Annotated in this window: 19 protein-coding genes; 12 read left to right on the top strand and 7 right to left on the bottom strand. The window is 70.9% G+C overall.

The genetic code is table 11. The annotated features are described in order from the left end of the window. Positions 1 to 147 precede the first annotated feature (147 nt). Together ACVTJA_RS38200 and ACVTJA_RS38195 are read right to left on the bottom strand one after the other, a co-directional pair. The gene (locus tag ACVTJA_RS38200; RefSeq protein ID WP_465827666.1) at positions 148 to 1020 is read right to left on the bottom strand and encodes a hypothetical protein; all 873 of its coding nucleotides are present in this window, start codon (positions 1018 to 1020) and stop codon (positions 148 to 150) included. Beyond that, positions 1017 to 3254: a glycosyltransferase family 4 protein gene (locus tag ACVTJA_RS38195; RefSeq protein WP_465827665.1), complete on the bottom strand. Its 2238-nt coding sequence runs from the start codon at positions 3252 to 3254 to the stop codon at positions 1017 to 1019. The genes ACVTJA_RS38200 and ACVTJA_RS38195 overlap by 4 nt, the downstream gene beginning before the upstream one ends. A 31-nt stretch (positions 3255 to 3285) precedes the next feature. Here ACVTJA_RS38195 and ACVTJA_RS38190 point away from each other — a divergent pair, with 31 nt between their 5' ends. Together ACVTJA_RS38190 and ACVTJA_RS38185 are read left to right on the top strand one after the other, a co-directional pair. Beyond that, a complete protein-coding gene (locus ACVTJA_RS38190; RefSeq protein ID WP_465827663.1) occupies positions 3286 to 4389 on the top strand; it encodes a glycosyltransferase family 4 protein in 1104 nt (367 codons plus the stop codon). Between the two features lie 27 nt (positions 4390 to 4416). Then, the gene (locus ACVTJA_RS38185; RefSeq protein WP_465827661.1) at positions 4417 to 4944 is read left to right on the top strand and encodes a hypothetical protein; all 528 of its coding nucleotides are present in this window, start codon (positions 4417 to 4419) and stop codon (positions 4942 to 4944) included. Positions 4945 to 4968: 24 nt separating this feature from the next. Here ACVTJA_RS38185 and ACVTJA_RS38180 read toward each other — a convergent pair whose 3' ends face one another. Next, positions 4969 to 5490 (bottom strand): NADAR family protein, encoded by a 522-nt coding sequence (locus tag ACVTJA_RS38180; RefSeq protein ID WP_465827660.1) that lies wholly within the window; start codon positions 5488 to 5490, stop codon positions 4969 to 4971. 88 nt (positions 5491 to 5578) lie between these two features. Between ACVTJA_RS38180 and ACVTJA_RS38175 the strand changes: the two genes are divergently transcribed. The 3 genes from ACVTJA_RS38175 to ACVTJA_RS38165 are packed head-to-tail and all read left to right on the top strand — an operon-like array spanning position 5579 to position 8072. Next, positions 5579 to 6310 (top strand): hypothetical protein, encoded by a 732-nt coding sequence (locus ACVTJA_RS38175; RefSeq protein WP_465827658.1) that lies wholly within the window; start codon positions 5579 to 5581, stop codon positions 6308 to 6310. 47 nt (positions 6311 to 6357) lie between these two features. Further along, positions 6358 to 7509: a zinc-dependent alcohol dehydrogenase gene (locus ACVTJA_RS38170; RefSeq protein WP_465827657.1), complete on the top strand. Its 1152-nt coding sequence runs from the start codon at positions 6358 to 6360 to the stop codon at positions 7507 to 7509. 14 nt (positions 7510 to 7523) lie between these two features. Then, positions 7524 to 8072 carry a hypothetical protein gene (locus ACVTJA_RS38165; protein ID WP_465827655.1) on the top strand — a complete coding sequence of 183 codons (549 nt, stop codon included), beginning with the start codon at positions 7524 to 7526 and terminating at the stop codon, positions 8070 to 8072. Between the two features lie 21 nt (positions 8073 to 8093). Here ACVTJA_RS38165 and ACVTJA_RS38160 read toward each other — a convergent pair whose 3' ends face one another. Next, complete coding sequence (locus tag ACVTJA_RS38160; protein WP_465827651.1) at positions 8094 to 9392, bottom strand: sigma 54-interacting transcriptional regulator; 1299 nt, start codon at positions 9390 to 9392, stop codon at positions 8094 to 8096. Positions 9393 to 9581: 189 nt separating this feature from the next. Here ACVTJA_RS38160 and ACVTJA_RS38155 point away from each other — a divergent pair, with 189 nt between their 5' ends. From ACVTJA_RS38155 to ACVTJA_RS38140, 4 genes are all read left to right on the top strand, one after another. Continuing rightward, a complete protein-coding gene (locus tag ACVTJA_RS38155) occupies positions 9582 to 11540 on the top strand; it encodes an SPFH domain-containing protein (RefSeq protein ID WP_465827647.1) in 1959 nt (652 codons plus the stop codon). 156 nt (positions 11541 to 11696) lie between these two features. Next, positions 11697 to 12473 (top strand): hypothetical protein, encoded by a 777-nt coding sequence (locus ACVTJA_RS38150; RefSeq protein WP_465827642.1) that lies wholly within the window; start codon positions 11697 to 11699, stop codon positions 12471 to 12473. Between the two features lie 86 nt (positions 12474 to 12559). Then, complete coding sequence (locus tag ACVTJA_RS38145; RefSeq protein WP_465827637.1) at positions 12560 to 13744, top strand: aminotransferase class V-fold PLP-dependent enzyme; 1185 nt, start codon at positions 12560 to 12562, stop codon at positions 13742 to 13744. A 53-nt stretch (positions 13745 to 13797) separates the two neighbouring features. Beyond that, positions 13798 to 14559 carry a hypothetical protein gene (locus ACVTJA_RS38140; RefSeq protein ID WP_465827633.1) on the top strand — a complete coding sequence of 254 codons (762 nt, stop codon included), beginning with the start codon at positions 13798 to 13800 and terminating at the stop codon, positions 14557 to 14559. 49 nt (positions 14560 to 14608) lie between these two features. Here ACVTJA_RS38140 and ACVTJA_RS38135 read toward each other — a convergent pair whose 3' ends face one another. Together ACVTJA_RS38135 and gmd are read right to left on the bottom strand one after the other, a co-directional pair. Next, complete coding sequence (locus tag ACVTJA_RS38135) at positions 14609 to 15538, bottom strand: GDP-mannose 4,6-dehydratase (RefSeq protein ID WP_465827631.1); 930 nt, start codon at positions 15536 to 15538, stop codon at positions 14609 to 14611. After that, positions 15539 to 16513 (bottom strand): GDP-mannose 4,6-dehydratase, encoded by a 975-nt coding sequence (gene gmd, locus ACVTJA_RS38130; RefSeq protein WP_465827628.1) that lies wholly within the window; start codon positions 16511 to 16513, stop codon positions 15539 to 15541. It lies immediately after the preceding gene. Positions 16514 to 16656: 143 nt separating this feature from the next. Between gmd and ACVTJA_RS38125 the strand changes: the two genes are divergently transcribed. The 3 genes from ACVTJA_RS38125 to ACVTJA_RS38115 all read left to right on the top strand — a co-directional run bounded on the left by ACVTJA_RS38125 (position 16657) and on the right by ACVTJA_RS38115 (position 20372). Beyond that, the gene (locus ACVTJA_RS38125) at positions 16657 to 17904 is read left to right on the top strand and encodes a myxosortase-dependent phytase-like phosphatase (protein WP_465827625.1); all 1248 of its coding nucleotides are present in this window, start codon (positions 16657 to 16659) and stop codon (positions 17902 to 17904) included. Positions 17905 to 17951: 47 nt separating this feature from the next. Further along, entirely contained in the window at positions 17952 to 19763 is a 1812-nt protein-coding gene (locus ACVTJA_RS38120; protein WP_465827623.1) for a bifunctional metallophosphatase/5'-nucleotidase, read from the top strand. A 228-nt stretch (positions 19764 to 19991) separates the two neighbouring features. Beyond that, positions 19992 to 20372: a hypothetical protein gene (locus tag ACVTJA_RS38115; RefSeq protein WP_465827620.1), complete on the top strand. Its 381-nt coding sequence runs from the start codon at positions 19992 to 19994 to the stop codon at positions 20370 to 20372. A gap of 107 nt (positions 20373 to 20479) precedes the next feature. On the opposite strand, the gene ACVTJA_RS38110 is transcribed toward ACVTJA_RS38115, so the two are convergent. Next, positions 20480 to 23254, bottom strand: a complete 2775-nt coding sequence (locus tag ACVTJA_RS38110) for an Hsp70 family protein (protein ID WP_465827617.1) — start codon at positions 23252 to 23254, stop codon at positions 20480 to 20482. Positions 23255 to 23268: the final 14 nt, after the last annotated feature.

Genomic DNA, 23268 nt, shown 5'->3' with positions numbered 1-23268 from the left:
GCCGGTTTGACATGCGGCAGCGGGGGCCGTCAATGCGAGCCATCCGAGGGCCGGCAGCTCCTTGCGCGGAGCCGGAGGGCCGGGCCCTGTCGTGTGGGCCCGGTTGGACGGACAGGAGGCTGTGGGGCAGCCAGGCGCGTCCGGGGATTACTTGCGGCGGCCGCGGCGCTTGTCGCCAGACCTGCGAGGACGCTGGCCCGACTGCTGTGCCGGAGACGGCGGTGTCTCATTCCGAGTCCGGGGCGAACCTGCCTTTTGTGCTGGAGCGGATGGCGTCTCCGGCCGTGCCCGAGGCGAACCCGTCTGCGCACGAGGAGGTTGCCCCTCTGCTGCTCTGGTGTGGCGAGGCGGTGGGAGCACCTGGGCTCCCGCGGTCGTTGGCTGCGCGCGGGTTGTAGTCGCGGGCTTCGGCGCCGCCGGCTGGGCACGCGCTTCGGAAGCGGGCTTCGCTCGGGGGCTGGCCTTCGCGGAGGGAGTGCTCGGCTCGGTGCGGGCTGGCTTGGACGCTGGCCCGGTCACGCCCGAGGGCTGCTCGGCCCGGGCTTGCGACTCAATCGCGGGCTTCGCGTCCGGCGCCGTCACCGCCGGAACGGGCCGCGCGTCTCCCGAAGGAGGCCGTCCACCCACGCCCGCGCGGGCTCGCAGTTCCTCCACCTCGCGCCGCAGGCGAATCACTTCCGCCGAGAGCTGCGCGTACGAATCACGCACGTGCCCGTTGAAGACGCGCTGCCTCCCGAGCGCCTCGTTGATGAACACCTGGCACGACTTGCGGAAGGCCCACTTCGCCACCAGCACCAGTTGCCCCGCGCCGCCCCGGTGCGTGTGCAGCGGCAGCGCGCGCGTGGCGTCCGCGTTCTCCTCCAGCGCGTGCAGGTTGAACGTCAGCGGCTCCACCCGGGGCTCCACGCCCTCGGGGGGCACGTCCAGCGGCTCCGACGTGGGGAGGCCGCGTGTGCGCAGGCGCTCCTCGATTCGGGAGATGAGCTCCCGTGTGGGAATGTCCCGTCCCAACAGCTTCATCGACGCTTCTCCTCGAGGATGCGCTCAAGCTCCTCACGGTAGGCGGCCACCACCTGCGGCCAGCCCTGCTTCTTCACGTACGCCAGGCCCTTCTTCCCCAGCGGCCCCCGCTGCTCGCCCACCTCGCGCAGACCCTGGATGAACGACTCCAGGTCCGTATACGTCCTGCCCGCGCCGCTGCGCTCCACCTGTCCCACCAGCACGTCCGAGCGTCCGTTCACCAACACCGGCGTGCCCTGCGCGAAGGCCTCCAGTGTCAGCAGCGACAGGCTCTCGTACCGGGACGGCACCACCACCGTCAGCGCTCCGGCGAGCGCATCGTGCTTGTCCTGCTCGTCGATGCGGCCCAGGTAGCGCACGCCCTCGCCGGACAGGTCCATGTTGGTGTCGCCCGCGAGCACCAGGTCCGGCGCGTCCGCGTACCGCTGCTTCAGCGCGCGGTGGAACTCGAGCAGCTCGCCCACGCCCTTGCCCGGCTCCTGTCGCCCCACGTACAGCAGGTAGTGCTTGCGGATGCCGTGCTTCTCTCGGAAGCGCGCGGCGTCCGCGGGGGGCCGGTCCACGCCCACGCCCACCACCCGCGTCCGCGCGTGGTTCGGGAAGTACTTCTCGATGATGGTCAGCTCCTCCGGCGTGAGGCAGAGGAGCGCGCGCGGACGCTCGAAGACGTCGCGGTACACGCCGAACTTGATGGGCGACTCGTCGTGCGTGGTCGGCACCAGCAGCGCGCGGTCCGCTACCATCGGCAGGCCCCACACCGTATGCGTGTAGAGGTACGTGAAGAACAGGTAGCCGTCGTACTCGCCCTGCGTGGTCGCCAGGTGGTTCAAGAGCCCCGGGCTCAGCGGGCCCTGCTCGGCCACCCACTGCTCCTCGCGCAGCCGCTCGTTGGGCTTGTCGAACACCTGCCGCGACAGCCCATTGAAGCCGCGGATGTTGCGCGCTCGTGTCGAGGGGAAGCGCAGCACCTTGATGCCGTCCACCTCGTCCTGCCCGGGCGGGAAGACGTTCTCCCACGAGAGGTGGTTCTTCGCGCACGTGGTCAGCACCGTGAGGTCCCAGTGCGGGGCCAGGTGCTCGGCCATCTGCGCGGCCAGCTTCTCCGCGCCGCCCGTCACCTCGCCGTAGCGCTGCACCACCAGCGCCACGCGCGGGCGCTTCGGCGCCTTGCGCGGACGCGGCGTGGGCTCGGGCAGGAACCCGTCCAGCGCACGCGAGAGGGCGCGCTGCGCGGACGCCGCGGAGAAGTGCTCCAGCCTGCGCGTCTGCCCGGCGATGATCGGCTCGCGCAGGGACAGGTCCTCGCTCAGGTCCACCGCGAGCTCGGCCAGGAACGCGAAGCGCTTCTGGTCGAAGGCCACGCCCGCGCCGCCGAGCGTCTCCGGCACCGCCGCCGCCGCGTACGCCAGCACGGGCACCTCGGCCGCCATGGCCTCGATGAGCGGGACGCCGAAGCCCTCGTGCTCGCTCATGGAGACGAAGACGGACGCGGAGCGGTACGCCGCCACGAGCTGCGCGTGGCTCAGCCGTCCCAGGAAGTGCACGCCGCTCAGGCCCTTCGCCTCTCGCTTCAGCATGCGGAAGTAACGGCTGCCCGGCTCGTACCCGCCCACCATCAGCAGCCGCGCCTGGGGCCGCAGCCGCAGCATTTCACGGTGCAGCGCGATGAGGTCCTCGAAGCGCTTGTGCGGCATCACCCGGCTGACACCGAGCAGCACGGGGCCGGGGCCCGCGAGTTGTCGCAGCATCTTCGGGGCTGCATTTTCGCGGCTGAAGCGCTCGGGCTCGATGAAGAGCGGCACCGTGTGGACGTTGCGGAAGCCCGCCGTGCGCAGCTCCGCGGAGTTGAAGTCCGACACGCCGATGGCCATGTCCGCGAAGGGCGCCATCGCCGCGAGCTGCGCACGCCCCGCGACCAGCGCATCCGCTAGCGGCAGGCCCGTGTAGAAGCGCGAGGGGCTGATGTTGTGGAACACCACGCCGCGGCGGCAGGGCAGGTGCATGAGCCGGCTGCTCAGCGGCGAGGCGATGCCGTGGTGATAGAGGACCAGGTCTTCGGGTCTCGGCCGCAGGGCGGAGGCGGGGCTGGCCAGACCCTCCAGGCCCGCGCCCACCTCGTCCGCGTACAGGGAGCCCGCGTGGCCCATGCGGCGCAGGAGGAGCTGGAGGTGCAGCGCGGCCTGCCCGGTGGCGTCGCCGGGGACGAAGCTCGGTATCAACTGGTGGATCGCCATGCGCGGCCCTGCCTATCACACGAGTCGTGTTATGAGGCGCACCGTGTCCACCGGCCCCATCGCCTTCGACGCGACGCTCTGGGACGAGCCCACCACCGGCATCGGCCTGTACACCCGTTGCCTCGCCTCCGCCCTCGAAGGCCTGGGCGTGCGCCTGGAGAAGCTGGGGGCGCGGAGCAGCGGCGAGCACCCCCGCGGCGACTCGGGCCGCACCACGTGGACACTCGGGCGTCTGCCCCGCGTGCTCCAGCGCCTGGGCGCGCCGCTCTACCACGCGCACGGCAACTTCAACCTCCCGCTCACCCGCGTGCCCGGCACCGCCTACGTGCTCACGGTGCATGACCTGATTCCGCTGCTGATGCGGGAGACGGTGTCCACCGCGTTCCGCTGGCAGTTCCGCCTGTGGCTCGCACGCAGCGTGGCCCAGGCCGACCGGGTGGTGTGCGTGAGCGAGCGCACCCGGCAGGACCTGCTGGCCCGCATCCCCGAGGCGGAGGCGCGCACCGTCGTCGTGCACAACGGCGTGGACCACGTGCACGCGCCGGTGTTGGACGCCACCAGCGTGGACTTCCTGCGCGCCCTGTCGCTGCCGAAGGACTACGTGCTCTACGCGGGCTCGCTCGACGTGCGGAAGAACGTGGACCTGGTGCTGGACGCCATGGAGCGGCTGCGCGCGCGTGGGCAGCCGGCGACGCTGGTGCTGGCGGGGCAGAGCTGGTTCGGCTCGGGCCGCGTGGAGGGCCGCGTCGCCCGGATGCGCTCGGAGGGGCACGACGTGCGCCCGCTCGGCTACCAGTCCGACGCCGTGTTCTACGAGCTGATGCGTCGCGCGGCCCTCTTCGTGTTTCCCTCGCGCTACGAGGGCTTTGGCCTGCCGCCGTTGGAGGCGATGCACCTGGGCACGCCCACCATCGTCTCCAACGCGGGCTCGCTGCCGGAGGTCTGTGGCGACGCGGCCGTGGCGGTGCGGGCGGATGACGCGGAGGGGCTCGCTCAGGCCATCGACCGGCTGCTGAAGTCGCCCGGGGAGCGGCGGGCCCTGGCGGAGAAGGGCCGGGCACAGGCGGCGAGGTTCACCTGGAAGCGGGCCGCCGAGGGAACCCTGGCGGCCTACGAGGCCGCGCTCCACCGTTGAGACTCACGCGTTCTCGAGGAGAGGCGTATGCGAAAGCTGGGCTGGTGTGGCGTCGTGCTGTTCGGTCTGCTCGCCGGTTGCGCGGGCAAGTCCACGCGGGTGGAGCCGGAACCCGAGGTGCAGCAGCTGCCACCGGCGGGAGGGGAGGAGGCGGAGGAGTCCGTCAAGGAGACCCCCTCCGAGGAGGGCAAGGCCCCCGTGGAGCCCATCACCGTCATGGCGGCTCCCGAGGCGAAGGACCCCATCCGCATCGAAGGGCTCCGCATCCTTCGGGGTGTGCTGGACGTGAGCGTGTCGTACGGCGGCGGCTGCAAGGAACACACGTACGTGCTGGCCTGGGATGGCTCGTTCCAGCAGGGGGCGGATGGCACGCCCGTGGCGAACCTGACGCTGGTGCACGACGGACACGACGACCACTGCAAGGCCATCAAGTTCGCGACGCCGCGCTTCGACCTGGCGCCCATTCGAGAGGGCTTCCAGCAGAAGTACGCCAGGTCGAGCGGCAAGGTGGACCTGGCCCTGCCGGCTCAGGCCACCCTGCGCTACGAATTCTGAAGCAGGTGACGCGCGAGGCCCGTCCTACCGCGCGACGGGACGGGCCTCGGTGACACCCGCCGCGAGCAGGTCCTCGCGCAGCTTCGTGAGCACCTTGCCCAGCAGATTCAGTCCGCGCCACTTCGACGGGTCCTGGATGCGAGGGTCCTCCTCGCCCAGGCCCACGCCCCAGATGCGGTCCAGGGGGCTGGCCTCCACCAGTTCCGTGCCCTGCGTGGCCAGCAGCGTCTTCAAGAGCGCCGAGCTCTGGGTGAACTTCGCGTGGTTGCCCTCGTAGACGATGCGCTCCCGCTCGCGCTCCCAGACGGCGGCGTCGAAGTCGCGCACCTTGCGCCCCAGCGCCTTGTGCGTCTTCGGCGAGGAGGACTTCAGGATGCTCGCCAGCACCTCCGCGTCACCGAAGAGGCGCGCCTTGCCCGCCATCATGTACTGCTCCGCGCACATGTAGCGGACCCCGTCCACCACGAACTCGGACCGGTGCCACTGTGAGAAGGGGGACTCCTCGCGCCAGAAGAAGGTGAACCTTTTCTGCTCCGCTCCGCTCATGTGTCCTGCCTCCTTGGTGTAGAGAATACACCAACGATTGGAGCCGCGCGAGCCTGACAGGTGCGCACTAGACTGGGGCCTCGCCACCATGAAGCTCTCCGACGCACAGGTCCTGCTGGAACGCTGCTTCGCCGGCATGGGGGAGGGCGCGCCCCGCCTGCGCGAGCCCGACGACGCGCGCTTCGCGCTGCGCCCCAGCGCCGTCTGGCTGGAGTACCGCTGGTACGTCCACGAGCGCGGCCTCGCGGAGGTGTTCCTCAAGTGGGGCCGTGTCCCGTCCGAGCAGTCCCCCGAGGCGGAGGCGACCGTGTTGCGCATCCATCTGCTCGGCGCGTCCGGGGAATTGTCCCGGCGGGCGGAGCAGGTGCTCGATGGCGGCACGCCCTCGCAGGAGCGAATCCTCGACCTCTTCGGCGGGGACGGCGTGCGCCGCGAGTGTGTCTCCTTCGGCCGGACGAGCGTCACCGTGGAGCACTGGGAGGCCGCCGGGCCCCGCCCGCTGCTGGACGACACGCGCTTCGAGACGCTCATGTCGACGCTGACAGCAGAGGACTCCACGAACGAGGAGCGCCACGAGGCCGTGCAGCGGCTCGCCGCCGAGCGCAGCCCTCGCGTGGTGGAGGCGCTCGTCGCGCTGGTGACGCGCCGTCCCTCGCTGATGGCGCTGCGCGTGCTGTCGGAGTGGGGCGAGCTCCGTGCCCGCGCCGCGCTCCTGCGCGACCTGGCCTCCGTGCGGCCGGACAACCCGGCGGACCTGTGGGCGCTCACCGCGTTGGACCGTCGCCTGGAGGCCTGGCAGGCGCTCGTGCACACACGGTAGGCGGAGGGGCGTTGGCAAGCCAACATCGTGTCCCCAGCCTTTCGGGCATGAAAGCCCTGACCTACGAAGGACCGTACCGCGTGGCGGTGCGTGAGAAGCCCGACCCTCGAATCGAGCATCCCCAGGACGGCATCGTTCGCGTGACGAGCGCCGCCATCTGTGGCTCGGACCTCCATCTGCTGCATGGCCTCGTGCCCGACACGCGCATCGGGTTCACCTTCGGCCATGAGTTCACCGGCATCGTCGAGGAGGTCGGCCCCCACGTCACGGGCGTGAAGAAGGGCGACCGGGTGATGCTGCCGTTCCAGATTTTCTGTGGTGGCTGTTACTACTGCACCCGGGGCCTCAGCGCGTGTTGCGAGAACACGAATCCGGCGACGGACGCGGGCACGGGCATCTACGGCTACTCGCACACCATGGGCGGCTATGACGGCGGCCAGGCCGAGTACGTCCGCGTGCCCTTCCTCGGCGTGGACGCCGAGAAGATTCCCGAGGACGTCGACGACCTCGACGCGTTGCCGATTACCGACGCCTTCACCACCGGATACCAGGCCGCCGAGATGTGCGACCTGCGAGGTGGTGAGACGGTGCTGGTGCTTGGCTGCGGCCCGGTGGGCCTGTTCGCGATGTGGTCCGCGTGGGCCATGGGCGCTGGCCGCGTCATCGCCGTGGACCAGGAGGACTACCGCCTGGAGTTCGCCCGCAACTGGCTGGGTGTGGAGACGCTCAACTTCAAGGACCTGGACCTCGTCACCACCGTGAAGGGAATGACGGAGGGCCGCGGCGCGGACGCCACCATCGACGCGGTGGGCTGCGAGGCCGCGGGCTCGTCGGTGCACCGTGCGATGGGCGTCTACGCGAAGCTGGAGGCTGGCTCTCCGCAGGCCATCAACTTCGCCATCCACGCGACGCGCAAGGCCGGAATCATCTCGCTCATCGGTGCCTATGGCCCCCCGTTCAACGGCGTGGACATCGGCACGTTCATGAACAAGGCGCAGACGATGCGCACCGGCCAGGCCAGCGTGAAGCGCTACATGCCGCACCTGCTGGAGCACGTCCGGGCCGGCCGCATCCGCCCGTCCACCGTCTTCACGCATCGGCTGCCGCTGGATAAGGCGCCGCACGGCTACCACATGTTCGCGCAGAAGCGTGACGGCTGCATCAAGGTGGCGCTCCTGCCCAACGGAACCCTTCACTAGGACGGAGACCTCTGATGAATCGCACGCCAGAAGTGACCACTCCGGAGATGATTCAGCGGCGGTCCGGGTACCAATCCATGCAGCCCGTGAAGCGGCCCGAGTACTGGGGCGTCGACCTGGACCGCGCGCGGCGGCCAGGCGTTCCGGGCCACGTGGAGAATCCCCAGCCGATGCCCAACGCACGCTTCCCCATCGAGCGCCAGGCGGGTGAGCCCACGGCGCCCATGCACGGACGTCCCAACAAGGAGCTGCCACCCGTGTTCGGCACGTCGACGCCGCTGCGTGGATTGTCCGGCGCCATCCGCAAGCTCGCGTACAGCTACCCGGACCACTACCCGAAGCACTGGCTGCTGAAGATGCTCGGGGACAAGGTGGACTCGTGGGAGTACCACGCGAAGAAGTACCTGCCGATCGCGCTCCCGCTCGCGGGCCTCGCGTTCATCGTGTCGTCGCGCATGGCCGAGTCGCGCGAGCGCCGGATGCCGAGGAGCGTGCCGATTACGCGGCGGCACCTCGAGACGCGCAGGAGCTGGGACCCGCGGGCGTGGTCTCCCGCGCAGTGACGTCCGGGGGCGCGCGGAGCCTCACGTGACTCCGCGCGTGCCCACGCCCAGGCGCTTCATCATCGTGCGCACCGTGCCGCCGGGGTCCTTCGCCTTGCCCCGGCCCACCTCGCCCAGCAGGCGCGCGGCCTCGGCCGCGTTGCCACCCGCTCGCCGCAGCGCCGCTTGCAGCGCCATGCGCTCCAGGCGCTCCAGCTCGGCGCGCAGGTTCATCGTCCCCGAGGCCACGCGACGCTCCACCTCCTGCGCGGACACCAGCACGGAGGAGCTCGCGCGCTCGCGCTGCCACAGGCGCTTCGGCAGGTCCGAGACGAGCAGCTCGTCCCCGGCGCGCTTGGCCACCAGCGCGCCGTAGATGACGTTGCGCAATTCACGGACATTGCCAGGCCACGGGTACGCACGCAGCACGTCGAGCGTCTCGGGCGTCGCGCTGCGCACGCGCGGGCTGTCGGGCGCGGGCTCCTCGACGGTGTAGAAGCGCTCCATCCAGTGAAGCACGAGCGGCTCGATGTCCTCGTGCCGTTCGCGCAGCGGGGGCAGGTGTATCTGCACCGTGGCGAGGCGTTCGTAGAGGTCCTCGCCGAACAGCCCGCGCTCGATGAGTTGCTTCAGGTCTCGGTTCGTCGCCGCCAGGATGCGGAAGTCCACCTTGCGCCAGACATTCTCTCCCAGGCGCGAGATGACCCGGTCCTCCAGCACGCGCAGCAGCTTCGACTGGAGCGCGTGCGGCGTGTCGTCGATTTCGTCCAGCAGCACGGTGCCGCCCTCGGCCGCGGACACGAGTCCGTCGTAGCCGTGGATGGCGCCGGAGAACGCGCCCTTCGCATAGCCGAAGAGCTCGCCCTCCATCAGTTCGTTGGGGATGGCCGCGCAGTTGATGGGCACGAAGGTGCGCGAGCGACGCTCGGACCATTCGTGGATGAGTCGCGCGGCGACCTCCTTGCCCGTCCCCGTCTCCCCCGTGAGCAGCACCGGCATCGACGTGCGCGCCGCCTGCGCGAGCTGGGCGAGCAGCGCCCTGGCCGCCGCGCTGTGCGCGATGAGCGTTCCCGGAATGCGTGGCGCCGGCTCCTCCACGAGGCTCTCCTCCAGCCGGCGCAGCAGCCGTTCCTCCCAGCCAGCCGAGCCCTTCCACAGCGCATCCACGGCGCCCTGCTCCACGGCCAAACGGAGCGCGTCGACGGGCAGGGTCTTTTCGCACAGCCACACCCAGGGGCCGGACTTCGGCGGGGCCGACAGGCGCGGCTGCGTGGAGCACACCACCGTCACTCGCGGGTCTGCGCCGCCGAGGCGCCAGCCGGCATCATTCAAACGCTGCACCAGGGCTCGCTCAGGAGCCGGGCCCTTCCAGTGGAGGTTCCGCATCCAGCGAATCAAACACGGAACGGGCGTGATTTGAATCGTGGTTCCGAATCACGGTTCCAGGAGTTTCGGACACTTGGCCGTGGCAGGGAGCGTGCAGTGGAGGGGGGCGCCCGCGACTTTCGCGGGCCTCAGGAGAAGGGCCTCATGGAATACATCGTGGTTCTGGCCGTCGTCGGGCTGCTGCTGGGCATCGGAGCGATGGTTCTGCTCAGCGGCTTGCAGGTCATCGGCGAGAACGAGTCGGGGCTGGTCATCAAGAAGTTCGGAGCCCCGCTGCCTCCCGGCCGCCTCATCGCGCTGGACGGCGAGGCCGGCTACCAGGCGGAGCTGCTCCCGCCGGGCTGGCACTTCGGCTACCCGTTCTGGCGCTACAAGGTGACGCGCGTCCCGGTGGTGGTGGTGCCGCAGGGGCACATCGCGCTCGTCGTCGCCAACGGCGGCGCGCCCATTCCGTCCGGCAACATCCTCGGCCGCGAGGTGCCGTGCGACAACTTCCAGGATGCGCGCGCATTCCTCACCAGCGGCGGACAGAAGGGCCGTCAGCTCGCCTTCCTCACCGCGGGTACCTACCGCATCAACCCATCGCTGTTCATCGTCATCACCCCGAACAACGCCGAGGCGTTCGGCATGTCCGAGGAGGACCTCGAAATCTTCCACGTGGGCCCAGACAAAGTAGGCATCGTCACCACGCTGGATGGCCGTCCCATTCCGGCGGGCGACCTCGCGGGCGCGCCGGTGGAGGGGCATGACTCGTTCCAGAGCGCGCAGCGCTTCCTGGACGCGGGCGGCTGCCGCGGCTTGCAGGAGCAGGTGTTGCTTTCGGGCTCGTGGAACCTGAACCCGTGGTTCGTGCAGGTGGAGCAGATTCCCATGACGGAGGTGCCCATCGGCTATGTGGGCGTCGTCGTCAGCTACGTGGGGCGCGAGCACCTGGACGTGTCCGGTGACGAGTTCACCCACGGCGACCTCGTGGAGCGCGGGCGCAAGGGCGTGTGGATCGAGCCGCTGCTGCCCGGCAAGCACCCGCTCAACACGCGGGTGATGAAGGTGGAGCTGGTGCCCACGACGAACATCGTCCTCAACTGGGCGCAGCGCACGGAGCAGCACAAGTACGACGAGAAGCTGAGCCCGATTACGGTGCGCTCGCGGGACGGCTTCAGCTTCACGCTGGACGTGTCGCAGATCATCCACATCAGCATGAAGCAGGCGCCGCGCGTGATTTCGCGCGTGGGCTCCATGCAGAACCTGGTGGACCACGTGCTGCAGCCCACGGTGGCCAACTACTTCCGCAACTCCGCGCAGCAGGTGACGGTGCTGGAGTTCCTCTCCGCGCGCACCGAGCGCCAGCGCGAGGCGTACGAGGCCATCCACGGCGCGCTGGGCGCGTATGACGTGGAGTGCATCGACACGCTCATCGGCGACATCCAGCCGCCCGGCGAGCTGATGAAGACGCAGACGGACCGGAAGATCGCCGAGGAGCTCCAGCGTACGTACGAGGTGCAGCGAGAGGCGCAAGTGCGCCGCCGCGAACTGGAGCGCGCGACGGCGGTGGCGAACATGCAGGGCGAGGTGGTGCGCAGCGAGCAGATGGTGGCCATCAGCGAGAAGGGCGCGCTCGCGGCGGCGGAGACGGCCAAGGGCGAGGCGGCCCGCACGCGGCTGCACGCGGACGCGGAGGCGCACGGCATGCGGCAGCGCGCGGAGGCCGAGGCGCATGCGATGAGGCAGCGCGCGGAGGCCGAGGCCGAGGCGAAGCGGCTGCACGGCGGCGCGGAGGCGGAAGCGACGCGACTGGTGGGCGAGGCGAAGGCGGAGGCGTACCGCACCGGTGTGGCGGCGCTCGGTGACCAGGCCTTCACCGCGGTGCAGTTGGCCACCGTGCTGGCGCAGCACGGGGTGAAGCTGGTGCCGGAAATCTCGCTCGGTCAGGAGGGTGGGGGAGGGCAGGGGTTGCTCGGCGCGCTGATGGCGCGGATGCTCCAGAACGGAGTGACGCCGCAGGGGCTCCAGCGCTCCGCGAAGCCGCAGCAGGGCAACGGCGTGTCGAATGGGCACGGCGTGGAGCACGGCAACGTCGTGGAACCTCCTCGCAAGGAGGCGTGAAGCTCCAGCCGGAGATGCACGGCGTGGTGCACGGCGGGCTCCGGAAGTGGGCAACGGGGCCCGAGTCCGTGTGAGGGTGTTCCACCTCCGGGAATGCACTCATGTTGTTCCCGGAGGTGCTCTGTAGGGAGAGGCATGGTGGTCGAAGCGGCGAGGATGGAACTGCTGCAAGCGCTCCGGGCGCTCCCGCGTGGAGCCGGGCCCGAGGCGCTGCGTCCTCTCGCCGCGCTGTTCGAGGCGGCGGTCGACGTGGGCGATGCCGTCGACCCTCGCTTCCGTGACGAGCTGATTCGTGTGCTCGGCCCGGTGATGGCCGAGCGCACGCCCGTGACAGTCGAAGACGCGGCGGTGTGCGCGACGGGGGTGGATGCGGCGGTCCTCGTTGCCACGCTGCCCCGTTTGCGCGCGGTGCTCGCCCGGGTGCGCGGGTTGAGCGCGGTCCTCACGGTCGAGGCCATCGAGACGCTGACTGGCGCGGAGACGCTGCTCCGCGATGCTCCGGTGACGCATACGCGGCATGCGCTGGAGGCCGCAGTGAAGGCCGCGCTCGTGCGTCTCTCGGCCGAGTTGTCGCGGATGCACGCTCCTGTCGCAGTGCCTCCCGAGGAAGCGCTTGCCGTCGCTCGCTGGATGCTCGAAGTCGGGCCACCGCCCCGGGGCGCGGCCGTGCTGGAACTGGCTCGTGTGCTGGATGATTTCTGCCGCCGCTCGCCGCTGTCTTCGACGGACCTGGAGGCGCTCCGTGTGCTCGCGCGTCGTGCGGACCTGGAGCGGGACACTCCCGGGTGGTCACTGCTGATGGAGCGACTGCGCACGGTCCATCCACGACTGCTGCCACGTCGTGCGCTGCCGCCGTTCTACCGTTCACTGGCAGGAGTCCAGCCGCGCACCGCGGATGCGCCCACGTCGCTCGAAGCGCTCCTGCGCGAGTGAGGGACAGGACTACGCTTCGCTTCGGACTTGGCATTCCCGTTCCGCGCGGCACACTCGGCGCGCATCCACGTCCGAGGAGCCCTCACATGAGCATCGACGTCATCCGCGCTCGCGCCGAGACACCGGGGACTGCCCACGTCTCGCACTTCAACAACGCAGGGGCGAGCCTTCCGCCCCAGCCGGTGCTCGACACGGTGATGGAGCACCTGCAGCGCGAGGCACGCATCGGCGGCTACGAGGCGGAGGATGCGGCCCGTGACAGGCTCGAGCGCGTCTACGACTCCATCGCCACGTTGCTGCACGCGTCGCGCGACGAAATCGCCGTCGTCGAGAACGCCACCGTCGCCTGGGACATGGCCTTCTATGGGCTCGCGCAGGACTTCCGCCCTGGGGACCGCATCCTCACCGGCGTCGCCGAGTACGCGGCGAACTATGTCGCCTATCTCCAGGTCGCCCGGCGCACGGGCGCCGTCATCGACGTGGTCCCCAACGACGCGCACGGTCAGCTCTCCATCTCCGCGCTGGAGTCGATGATGGACTCGCGCGTCCGGCTCATCTCCGTCACGCACATCCCGACCAACGGTGGCCTGGTGAATCCGGCGCCCGCCATCGGCCGCATCGCCCGTGCGGCCGGCGTGCCCTTCCTGCTCGATGCCTGCCAGACGGCCGGGCAGATGCCCATCGACGTGGATGCGCTCGGCTGCGACCTCCTCTCCGCGACGGGCCGCAAGTTCCTCCGCGCCCCTCGCGGCACGGGCTTCCTCTACGTCCGCAAGGCGCTGCTGGAGCGAATCGAGCCTCCCATGCTCGACCACCATGCGGCGCCATGGACGTCCGTGGATGGCTACACGCTGCGCCCGGACGCGCGGCGCTTCGAGAACTGGGAGAACAACATCGCCGGGAAGCTCGGGCTCGGCGTCGCGGTCGACTACGCGCTCGGCTGGGGACTGGATGCCATCTGGGAGCGCATCCGCCATCTCGCGGACCCACTGCGCGCCCGGCTCGCGGAAGTTCCGGGCGTCACCGTGCGCGACGTGGGCGAGGTGAAGTGCGGCATCATCACCTTCACCGTCGAGGGCCAGTCTCCCGACGCCCTCCGGCAGCGGCTCCAGGCCCAGGGCATCAACGTGTCGGTGACGCGGTGTCCGTCCACGCGGCTCGACATGGAGGCGCGAGGACTGGGGGAGATGGTCCGCGCCTCGGTGCACTACTACAACACGGAGGAGGAACTGGAGCGGCTGGTCCGTGGGGTCGCGCAGGCCTCGTCGTGAAGCCGCGAGCCTTGTGCTATCCGGACGAGCACAAGGAGGAGTCTCCAACAACGATGCGAGTCTTCATGTTGGCCGCCAGTGCGGCGGCGCTCCTGGCAGTGGCGGGCTGTGGCGGGGATGACGACGTGGTGTACGTGCCGCTGTCGGAGTTCGCGGACGTCACCCTGCACGGGGAGGTTGGCTACTACGACGGCACGACCGGGCCCGGAGAGCAGGCGCTGGCCTTCCTCGAGCTGGACCGTCACCCGGCATGCTCGGCCCTGAATGAGTCGTACTCGGCGTCCTTCAACGGCAAGCGCATCGGGGCAGCGAGCCTGGGAGGGCTCGGACCGAGCGAAGGTGACTCGGGACGGAGCTGCGGCTGGCCTACCTTCAATGTCGTGGAGACGCGCACGTCCAACCTGCCGGGCAGCTTCTCCGACGGCGACTTCACGCTGGAGGACGCGTCGTACGCCATGCGGATGCGCGTGAAGGACTGGGTCGGGCCTCACGGGCCCGTCGTCCCGGCAGGCACTGTGGACGTCACGCAGGGCCAGGACCTCACCGTGCCCTGGGGACCCGCGTCCGCGGACCTCTCCAAGCTGACCGCGCGCCTGACGAACAACGGCTCGTTCGGCGCCGCGCTGCCCACGGTGGCGGAGGCGGGCGTGCTGCACGTGAAGACGCAGGGGCTCACGGTGGGCACGTACACCCTCGGCTTCGACGGCTTCGCCACGCTTCAGGTGCTCGAATGCACCGGCGTGCCCCGGTGCGAGGTCCTCGTGCGGCCGCACTACTCGAAGCACGTGGTCCGGGTGCGCGTGCTCGCGCCCTGAAGACGCCGACGGACGCGGAGCCGGGCAACAACCCCGGCTCCGGTCGTCCCTACGACGCCCGCGCCGGCACCTTGGGGCCCAGCACGTCGCGCAGCGCGTCCGTCACCGTCAGCTTCGGCGTCCAGCCCAGCGCGCGCAGCTTGTCCGGCGCGCCGACGAGGCTCGGGATGTCCGAGGGCCGCAGCCGCGCGGGGTCCAGCTCGATTCGCGCATCCACGCCGGCCAGCGTCAGCATCTCCTCCAGCAGGCTGCGGATGGTGCGCCCCTCGCCGCTGCAGATGTTGTACGCCTGCCCGGGCTCGCCCTTGAGGAGCAGCAGCCGGTACGCCTCCACCACGTCGCGCACGTGGGAGAAGTCGCGCACCGCCTCCAGGTTGCCCGTGCGCAGCACCGGGTCCACCGTGCCCAGTCCAATCGCGCGAATCTGCGAGGCGAAGGAGGGCACCACGAACGTGGGGTCCTGCCCCGCGCCCAGGTGGTTGAAGGGCCGGGCCATGACGACTTCCAGCCCGTAGCTGCGGTGGAACTGCACGCCGGCCAGCTCCGCCGCGGACTTGGAGGCCGCGTAGGGGCTCAGGGGCACGGCGGGCGTGGACTCGGTGGCGCGCGTGCCCTCGGGCACCGGGCCGTACACCTCGCCGGAGCCCACCAGCACCACGCGCGTCTTCGGCGCGGTGTCGCGCAGCGCGGTGAGCAGGTGCACCACGCCCATCGTGTTCACCGCGAACACGCGCGAGGGGTTGTTGTGGCTCTTGGCCACCGAGCTGAAGCCCGCGAGGTGGATGACCCCCTCGGGCTTCGCCTCGGCGATGGCCGCCTTCATCGCGGCCTCGTTGGCCACGTCGAAGTGGAGGGCGCTGCTGCTGATGCCCTCCCCACGCGGCCCATGGGCCTCCACGACCTCGTCACCGGCGGCGCGCAGCAGGGCGCACAGGTGCCGGCCGACGAAGCCGTCCGCTCCCGTGACGAGAACGCGCATCTACTTCTGCCCCGCCTTGAGCCGCTCCAGGTCGGCGTCCACCATCATCTCCACCAGCTGCTTGAAGCGCACGGTGGGCTCCCAGCCCAGCTTCTTCTTCGCCTTGGCGTAGTCGCCGATGAGCAGGTCCACCTCGGCGGGGCGCACGAAGGCCGGGTCGATGTGCACGTGCTTCTGCCAGTCCAGGCCCACGCGGCCGAAGGCAATCTCCACCAGCTCGCGCACGGTGTGCGTCTCGTTGGTGGCCACCACGTAGTCGTCCGGCTCCGGCTGCTGGAGCATGCGCCACATGGCGTCCACGTAGTCACCGGCGAAGCCCCAGTCGCGCTTGGCGTCCAGGTTGCCCATGGGCAGCTTGTCCTGGAGGCCCAGCTTGATGCGCGCCACGTTGTACGTCACCTTGCGCGTGACGAACTCGAGGCCGCGGCGCGGGGACTCGTGGTTGAAGAGGATGCCGCTCACCGCGAAGAGGCCGAAGGACTCGCGGTAGTTGACGGTGATGTGGTGGCCGTAGGCCTTCGCAACGCCGTACGGGCTGCGCGGGTAGAAGGGCGTCTCCTCCGTCTGGGGGACCTCCAGCACCTTGCCGAACATCTCGCTGGAGGATGCCTGGTAGAAGCGCACCTGCGGGCGGGTGTGGCGGATGGCCTCCAGCATCTTCGTCACGCCCAGCGCGGTGAACTCGCCGGTGAGGACGGGCTGGTTCCAGCTCGTGGGCACGAAGGACTGCGCCGCGAGGTTGTAGACCTCGTCGGGCTTGACCAGGTTCAGCAGCGCCGCGAGCGAGAACTGGTCCAGCAGGTCGCCCTGGTGCAGCTGAATCTTGCCGTGCAGGTGCTGGATGCGCTCGAACTTCTCTTCCGACGAGCGGCGCACCATGCCGTGAACTTCATAGCCCTTCGAGAGCAGCAGCTCCGCGAGGTAGCTGCCGTCCTGCCCCGTGATGCCTGTAATGAGTGCGCGCTTGGTCGCCATGGTCTTTTTCTATGTTTGCTGGAGGACGGCGCGTTGTACCCGAGCCGGTCACCTGTAGCCAACCGTTGCCTGTGCCTTCGTACTTGAAGAACACACCTTCCGTGACAAAGGTAGGTGGTCCATCAATGAGCGAGGAGACGGTCATGCGCAACCCACTTACCCTGGCCCTGGCAGCACTGCTCGCGGGTGCGCCCGTGTCCGCGCAACCCGTGACGGTGGCCCCCACCCGGGAGACCCAGCCCAACCCCGGCAGCGTCAGCGGGGCGCTCCGGGACGTCGCCCTGTGGGTGAACCCCGCGGATGCCGGCGCCAGCCTGCTCATTGGCGCGTATGACAACGCCAATGCGGGCCTGGTGACCTTCGGCGTGAACGGGACGCAGCTCGAGGCGGAGCTGCCGGACGGGCCGGCCCTCAGCGTGGCGGTGCATGACAGCTTCCCCCTGGCGGGCAGCAACCGGACGCTGGTGGTGACGGCCAACCCCAACTTCAACGGGCTCGGGGCGTACCGGCTGGACCCGGGCGCCAATGACCAGGTGCTGCGTATCGGCAACGCGGGGTTCCTCACCGGCCGGCAGTACGCCGCCGTGGCGCTGTACCGCAACCCCACCTCGGGCCGCTTCTACGTCTTCGGGGGCACCGCGGGCGGGCGGCTGGAGCAGTTCGAGATTACGGGCGCGGACGGCGGGGTGACGGCCACCCCGGTGCGCGTGCTCGCCACGGCGGGTGGTGCCATCGCCGGCATCGTCGCGGACGAGGACACGGGCCGGCTGTTCGTCACCGAGGAGGGGAAGGGCCTGTGGCGCTACTCCGCCGAGGCGGATGGGGGCCAGGACCGGCTGAGCCTCGCCTCGGTGGGCGGGCAGCTCAACACCGACGTGGGCCGGGTGGCGCTGTACAAGGCGAGCAACAACGAGGGCTACATCCTCGTCGCGGACACGGCCTCGAACGCGTTCGCCGTCCTGGAGCGCCGCTCCGAGGCCTTCGTGGGCTCGTTCCAGTTGGTTGCGGACGGCGGCATCGACGCGGTGGACGGGCCCAATGCCCTGGCGGTGTCGTCGCGTCCGGTGGGGCCGGACTTCTCCAGCGGGCTCTTCGTCGGGCACGACAGCATCAACTCGCCCGCGGAGAACCTGAAGCTGGTGCCCTGGGCGTCGGTGGCCAACGCCTTCAACCCGCCCCTGCGCGTGGACACGCAGCAGCAGGCGGACGCCGGGACAGACGGGGGCACGGGTGAGGATGCCGGCCCGGTGGGCCCGCCGCCGCAGCCCCCGCCGCCCACGGGCAAGGGCGGGGACGACGGCGGGTGCTCCAGTGCCACGGCCTCGGTGCCCGCCGCGGCGTTGCTCGGGCTGCTCGCCCTGGCCCTGGCCCGGCGCCGCCGCCGGGGCTGAAACCGCGTTGCCAGCGGGGCGCTCGCCGCGCTGAAGTGCGCGGCTCCATGCGTTCCCCCCGCTTCGTCCTCGTCGCGCTGGCGGCACTCTCCGCCGCCTGCGCCAGCACTGCTCCCTCGACTCCTACCGGCGGCGTCGGCTCCATCGCGAGCGCCGCCTCGGCGGACGCCGTCCGGCTCACCCTGGTGGGCCTCAACGACTTCCATGGGCACGTGGAGCCCGGCCGCACCGTCCTGAAGGACGGTCAGGTGGTGGAGGAGGGTGGCGCGGCCACGCTGGCGGCCTACGTGGCGCGGCTGCGCGCGGACAACCCGGGCGGGGTGTTGCTGGTGGACGGCGGGGACCTCTTCCAGGGGACGCTGCCCTCCAACCTCACGGAGGGCGCCATCGTCGTCGACGTGTACAACCACCTCGGCGTCGCGGCGGCGGCCATCGGCAACCACGAGTTCGACTACGGCCCGGTGGGGCCGGCCGCCATGCCGAAGGGCCCGGGCGAGGACGCGCTGGGGGCCCTCAAGGCCCGCGTGAAGCAGGCGCGCTTCTCCATGCTGTCCGCCAACCTGCGCGAGGCGGCCACCGGCCAGCGCCCGGCGTGGACGGGCAATGACGGCACGGCGCTCGTCACCGTGAAGGGCGTGAAGGTGGGGCTGGTGGGGCTCACCACCGAGTCCACGCCGGAGTCCACCAACCCCGTCAACATCGCGTCGCTGCGCTTCCTGCCGCTGGCGCCCGCCGCGCTGGAAGGGGCCCGCTCCCTGCGCGCGCGGGGCGCGGACCTCGTGGTGGTGGTGGCGCACGCGGGCGCGAAGTGCCCGGACCTGAAGAATCCGCACGACACGTCGAGCTGCGACCGGGGCGACGCGGAAATCCTGTCCATGCTGGACGCGCTCCCGCCGGGCACGGTGGACGCGGTGGTGGCCGGGCACACGCACCAGCCCCTGGGCCACTTCTACCGCGGCGTGCCCATCATCGAGACGACGGGCATGGCGCGTTCGCTGGGCGTGGTGGAGCTGTACGTGGACCCGGCCAGCCACCACGTGGTGCCGGAGCGCACCCGCCTCCAGGCCGCGATTCCCCTCTGCGCGAAGGTGGACGCGGCCAGCGGCACGTGCGACGCGAAGCGCCTGAAGGAGCAGCCGGAGGTGAAGCTGGTGCCGGCCACCTTCATGGGCGCGCCGGTGGTGCCGGACGCGGAGGTGGAGCGGCTGCTGGCTCCGGCGCTGAAGACGGCGCAGGAGGCCCAGCAGCGTCCGCTGGGCATCTCCGCCGCCGCCCCGCTGGCGCGCGGCTACACGCAGGAGAGCGCGCTGGGCAACCTGCTCGCGGACGTCATCCGCGACGCGGCGCGCGCGGACGTGGGGCTGATGAATCCCGGCGGCATCCGTGCCGACTTGCCGGCGGGCCCGCTCACCTTCGGCCAGGTGTACGAGGTGCTGCCCTTCGACAACACCGTGGCGGTGCTCCAGCTCAGCGGCGCGGAGTTGCGGCGCCTGCTGGAGCTGGCCCACAACACGGACCGGGGCGCCGTCTTCCCCGTGTCCGGGGTGGAGCTGACGCTGGACAAGTGCCCGGGCGCACGGCGCCTGCAGGGCGTGACGCTGGCGGGTGGGGCGCCGCTGGAGCCGGGGAAGACGTACCGGGTGGCGCTGCCGGACTTCCTCGCGCGCGGCGGGGACGGGCTCCTGCCCCTCATCCAGTCCCTGCCTCCCGAGCGCGTGGACCTCACGCCGGTACGCGGCATGGACCTGCGCGACGCCGTCGTGGCGTACGGCAAGTCCCGGGGCGGCGTCCTGCCCACGCCCGCGCTGGGGCGCGTGCGCTACACGGGTGTCGCGGAATGTTCCGCCGCAGCGCGGTAAGGCGAGCCGGGGCCGAAAATTCGGCCCCGGTGTGATCCGCTGGGACTGAACGAGGAGGGCCAACCCAGCGTAAGATCAGCGAAAACGCGCCGGGGCCCGATTTTTCGGCCTTGGATCAGTTTTCAACGGGAGGAAGAGTCCTTACTCTAGGGCTCGCGAGCGCCTGAACCGAGGTGGCCCTTTATCTGGGCCTGCGAGTGCCGGCGCGCGTGAGTGGGAGGGACTGACATGCTCTACAAGGTGACCCCGATGATGGCGCCGCCTGCGCCCGACAAGGCCAAGCAGCGTGAGCCGGGGCAGGGCCAACCGCGCAAGCGGCGCAAGTCCGCCGTCTACGATGCGGACGGCCACGAGGTGCTCATCTCGCTGATGTGCATCAAGTGCCGGACCCTGAAGCCGCTGGCCCAGTTCGGCCTGCGGAAGATGGCGGACGGCGCCATCCGCAACCAGCCATGGTGCCGGACGTGCCGCTCGGGCGCGGGCAGCAAGAAGTCGAAGGCCGAGAAGAACGCCGCCGCTCCGGCTGAGGCCGCCGCGCCGGTGCTCCAGGTCGTCGCCCAGGCGGAGGAGGCCGAGACGGCCACTTCTCCCGCCGCCGCGCAGGGTTGAGCTGATCCACCACCGAGCCGCGCTCCCGAGGGTGGGCCCTCCAGGCCGCCCCGACGGGAGGGATCTGACCGGGATGCGCGCCAGCGGCGCTCACCCGGCCACCTGCTTCACAGCCGGAGTCCCGCGGGCAGCGTGTCGCCGAGCGCGCGGGCCTCGTCCGCCGCCTCCAGCGCCACCACCTCGCGCACCATGCGCACCCAGGCCTCGTGTGCCTTGGCCGCGCCGAGCTCCTTCGCCGTGCGCTCGCGCAGGGCAGGGGAGATGTCCCGCGTGCGGTCCCCGGTGAGCCGCGCGAGCTGCGCCGCCGCGAAGGGCGCGCCGTCAATCTTCCGCAGATCCATGTCCAGCAGCAGCGTGAGCCACGCCTCCGCCGTCTCCACGTCCACCACCTTGTGGCTGCTGCCGTAGAGCGGCACGCGCGCGCCCAGCCGTCCCAGCGCCCAGGCCCACGGGCCGCCGGACTTCGCTTCGGCCTTCAGCCGCGCGGCAATCCACCGGCCCACCTCGGACTTGTCTCCGGGAGACAGGTGCTCCAGCGACGCCACGGTGCGGACCATCTCCTCCAGGCCCTCGGGCTGGATGCCCTTGAGCTTCCCCGGAGGCGGCGCGTCCAACGGGACTTTGCGAGCGAGGTGCGGCTGGAGGTACGCGTACAGCTTCTGCTGCTGCGCCTCCGTGAGGCCTCCGGCGATGCGGCGCCACATCACCCAGAACTCCGTCCACACCGCCTTGTCCGTGTGGTGCTGCACCAGCGCGTCGAAGAGGCCAAAGGTCTGCTCCGCGCGCCAGCCATCCAGCGGATAGCCGAAGCCCGGACGCAGGGAGAAGCCGGTGAGGCTGTAGAAGACGCGCTCGTGGTCCTCCGTGCGCCGCCGCTTGCTGGCGCCCGCGAAGAGGGTGCTCCACATCTCGCGCAGCACCGGCACGCGCCACGTCTCGCGAGGGCCCAGCGCCTTCTCCAGCGTGCGCACGAGCTGCTTCACGTCCTTGGGGCCGATGGGCAGCGGCTTGTTGCCGTAGACGCGCTCGATGTTGTCCTTCGCCTCCACGAAGCGCGCGGGCATGGACTCGGTGACGGTGAGCTCGTGCGAGCCGCCCGTGCCGCGCAGCTCGAACTCCAGGCGCCAGCGCTCGTCCGCGACGTTGGAGACGCAGTACAGCTCCAGCGTGCCAATCTCCGTCAGCGCGGCCTGCAGGTGCACGGGCACCTCCGCCACCTTGCCGGACGCGCTCTTGAGCAGCGTGTGGATGGGCGGCAGGGACTTCAAGTCCTCGGCCAGCGGGACGAGGTCCCCCGGCTTGTCGATGCGGTCGCTCGTGGTGGAGTAGAGCTGGAACTGCACCGGCCGCCCGAGGGTGAGCGTGAAGGGGCGCTCGCCCAGGTCCACCTTCTGGCCCTCCTCGAAGCCGCGAGGGATGAGGCACAGCGCCGGCTGCTCCGCGCTGTCCGCCGGCCGCTGCAGGCCCACGTAGTACGCGCGCGCCGCGCCACCGCCGATGCGCAGGCCATGCCCGCGCCGCACCAGTCCGTAGTACGCCGCGCCGCGCGCCACGGCCAGCTCCAGCGACGTGTGGCGCAGCAGCGGAATGCGCGGGGCATTGGGCCACCACGCGGAGATGGCCTGCACCAGCCGCTCGGAAATCTGCGGCGAGTTGAAGACGCCGCCGTTGAGGAGGATGGCGTCGGGGCGGGGCAGGGCGCCTTCGGCCGGCGCCGTCTCGCCCAGCGCGGAGAAGCCCGCCGCCGCGTGCTGCGCGAGGAAGGCCGCCAGGTGCCGCGTCACCGCCGGGTCCTGCACGTACGGCAGGCCCAGTTCCTGGAGCGCCATGCGCGCGGCACGGCGCGGGCGCTCCGTGGGCGCGGTGGTGGGGAAGAAGCCGTCCAGCACCAGCGCGTGCGCTTCGTCGCGCAACAGCTCCGTGGACAGCGTGCCGCCCAACAGCCGGCTGCCCTCACCCACCAGCGACACGCCGTACTTCTCCGGAGGCGTGTTGCCGAGCAGCGCCTCCTTCGCGGTGCGCGCGGCCTGGATGGCCTGCGTCCACTGCGTGGCGGACAGGCGGCGGCCGTCGGGGAAGAGCTTCTCCTCCACCCGGCGCGCCAGCGCGGCGTCCATGTTGTCGCCGCCCAGGAGCAGGTGGTCTCCCACCGCGAGCCGCCGCAGCATGGGCCCTTCGGGAGACAGGCCCGCGTGCACCAGCGTGAAGTCCGTGGTGCCGCCGCCCACGTCCACCACCAGCACCAGCCGGACGTTGGAGAGCGTCTGCTCCAGGTCCGTCCGGTGCCGCGCGGTGTAGTCGTAGAAGGCCGCCTGCGGCTCCTCCAGCAGGGTGAACTTCTCCAGCCCCGCCTTGCGCGCGGCGCTCACCGTGAGGGCGCGCGCGGCCTCGTCGAAGGAGGCGGGGACGGTAATCACCACCTCCTGCTTGGACAGCGGCGCGTCCGGGTGCGCGGAGTCCCACGCGCGCGCCATGTGCGTCAGCAGGAGCGCGCTGGCGTCCACCGGGGACAGCTTCTGCACGTCCGCCGGAGCGCCCCACGGGAGGATGGGCGCGGAGCGGTCCACGCCCGGGTGGCACAGCCAGCTCTTCGCGCTGGCGACGAGGCGGCCCGGCACGCGGGCGCCCTGCCAGCGGGCCAGCTCGCCCACCACCCACGGGCCGCCGTCATCGCCCCAGGGGAGCTTCAAGGACTCGGGCGGCAGCTCGTGGCCGGCGGGTACGTACACGGTGGAGGGCAGCAGGGCGCGGGGCGCCACCTCTCCCTGCCGGACGAGCTGGGGAATCGGGAAGTCCTCCACGGGGGCGCCCGCGCCCTTCGAGGGGTCCACGGACGCCACCGCGCAGTGGGTGGTGCCCAGGTCGATGCCGACGATTCGCATACGCCTCCGGTTGA

It is taken from the genome of Pyxidicoccus sp. M6 (assembly GCF_055568925.1).
Note: the sequence above shows the minus strand (reverse complement) of the source record. Positions and strands in the feature narration are given on the sequence as shown.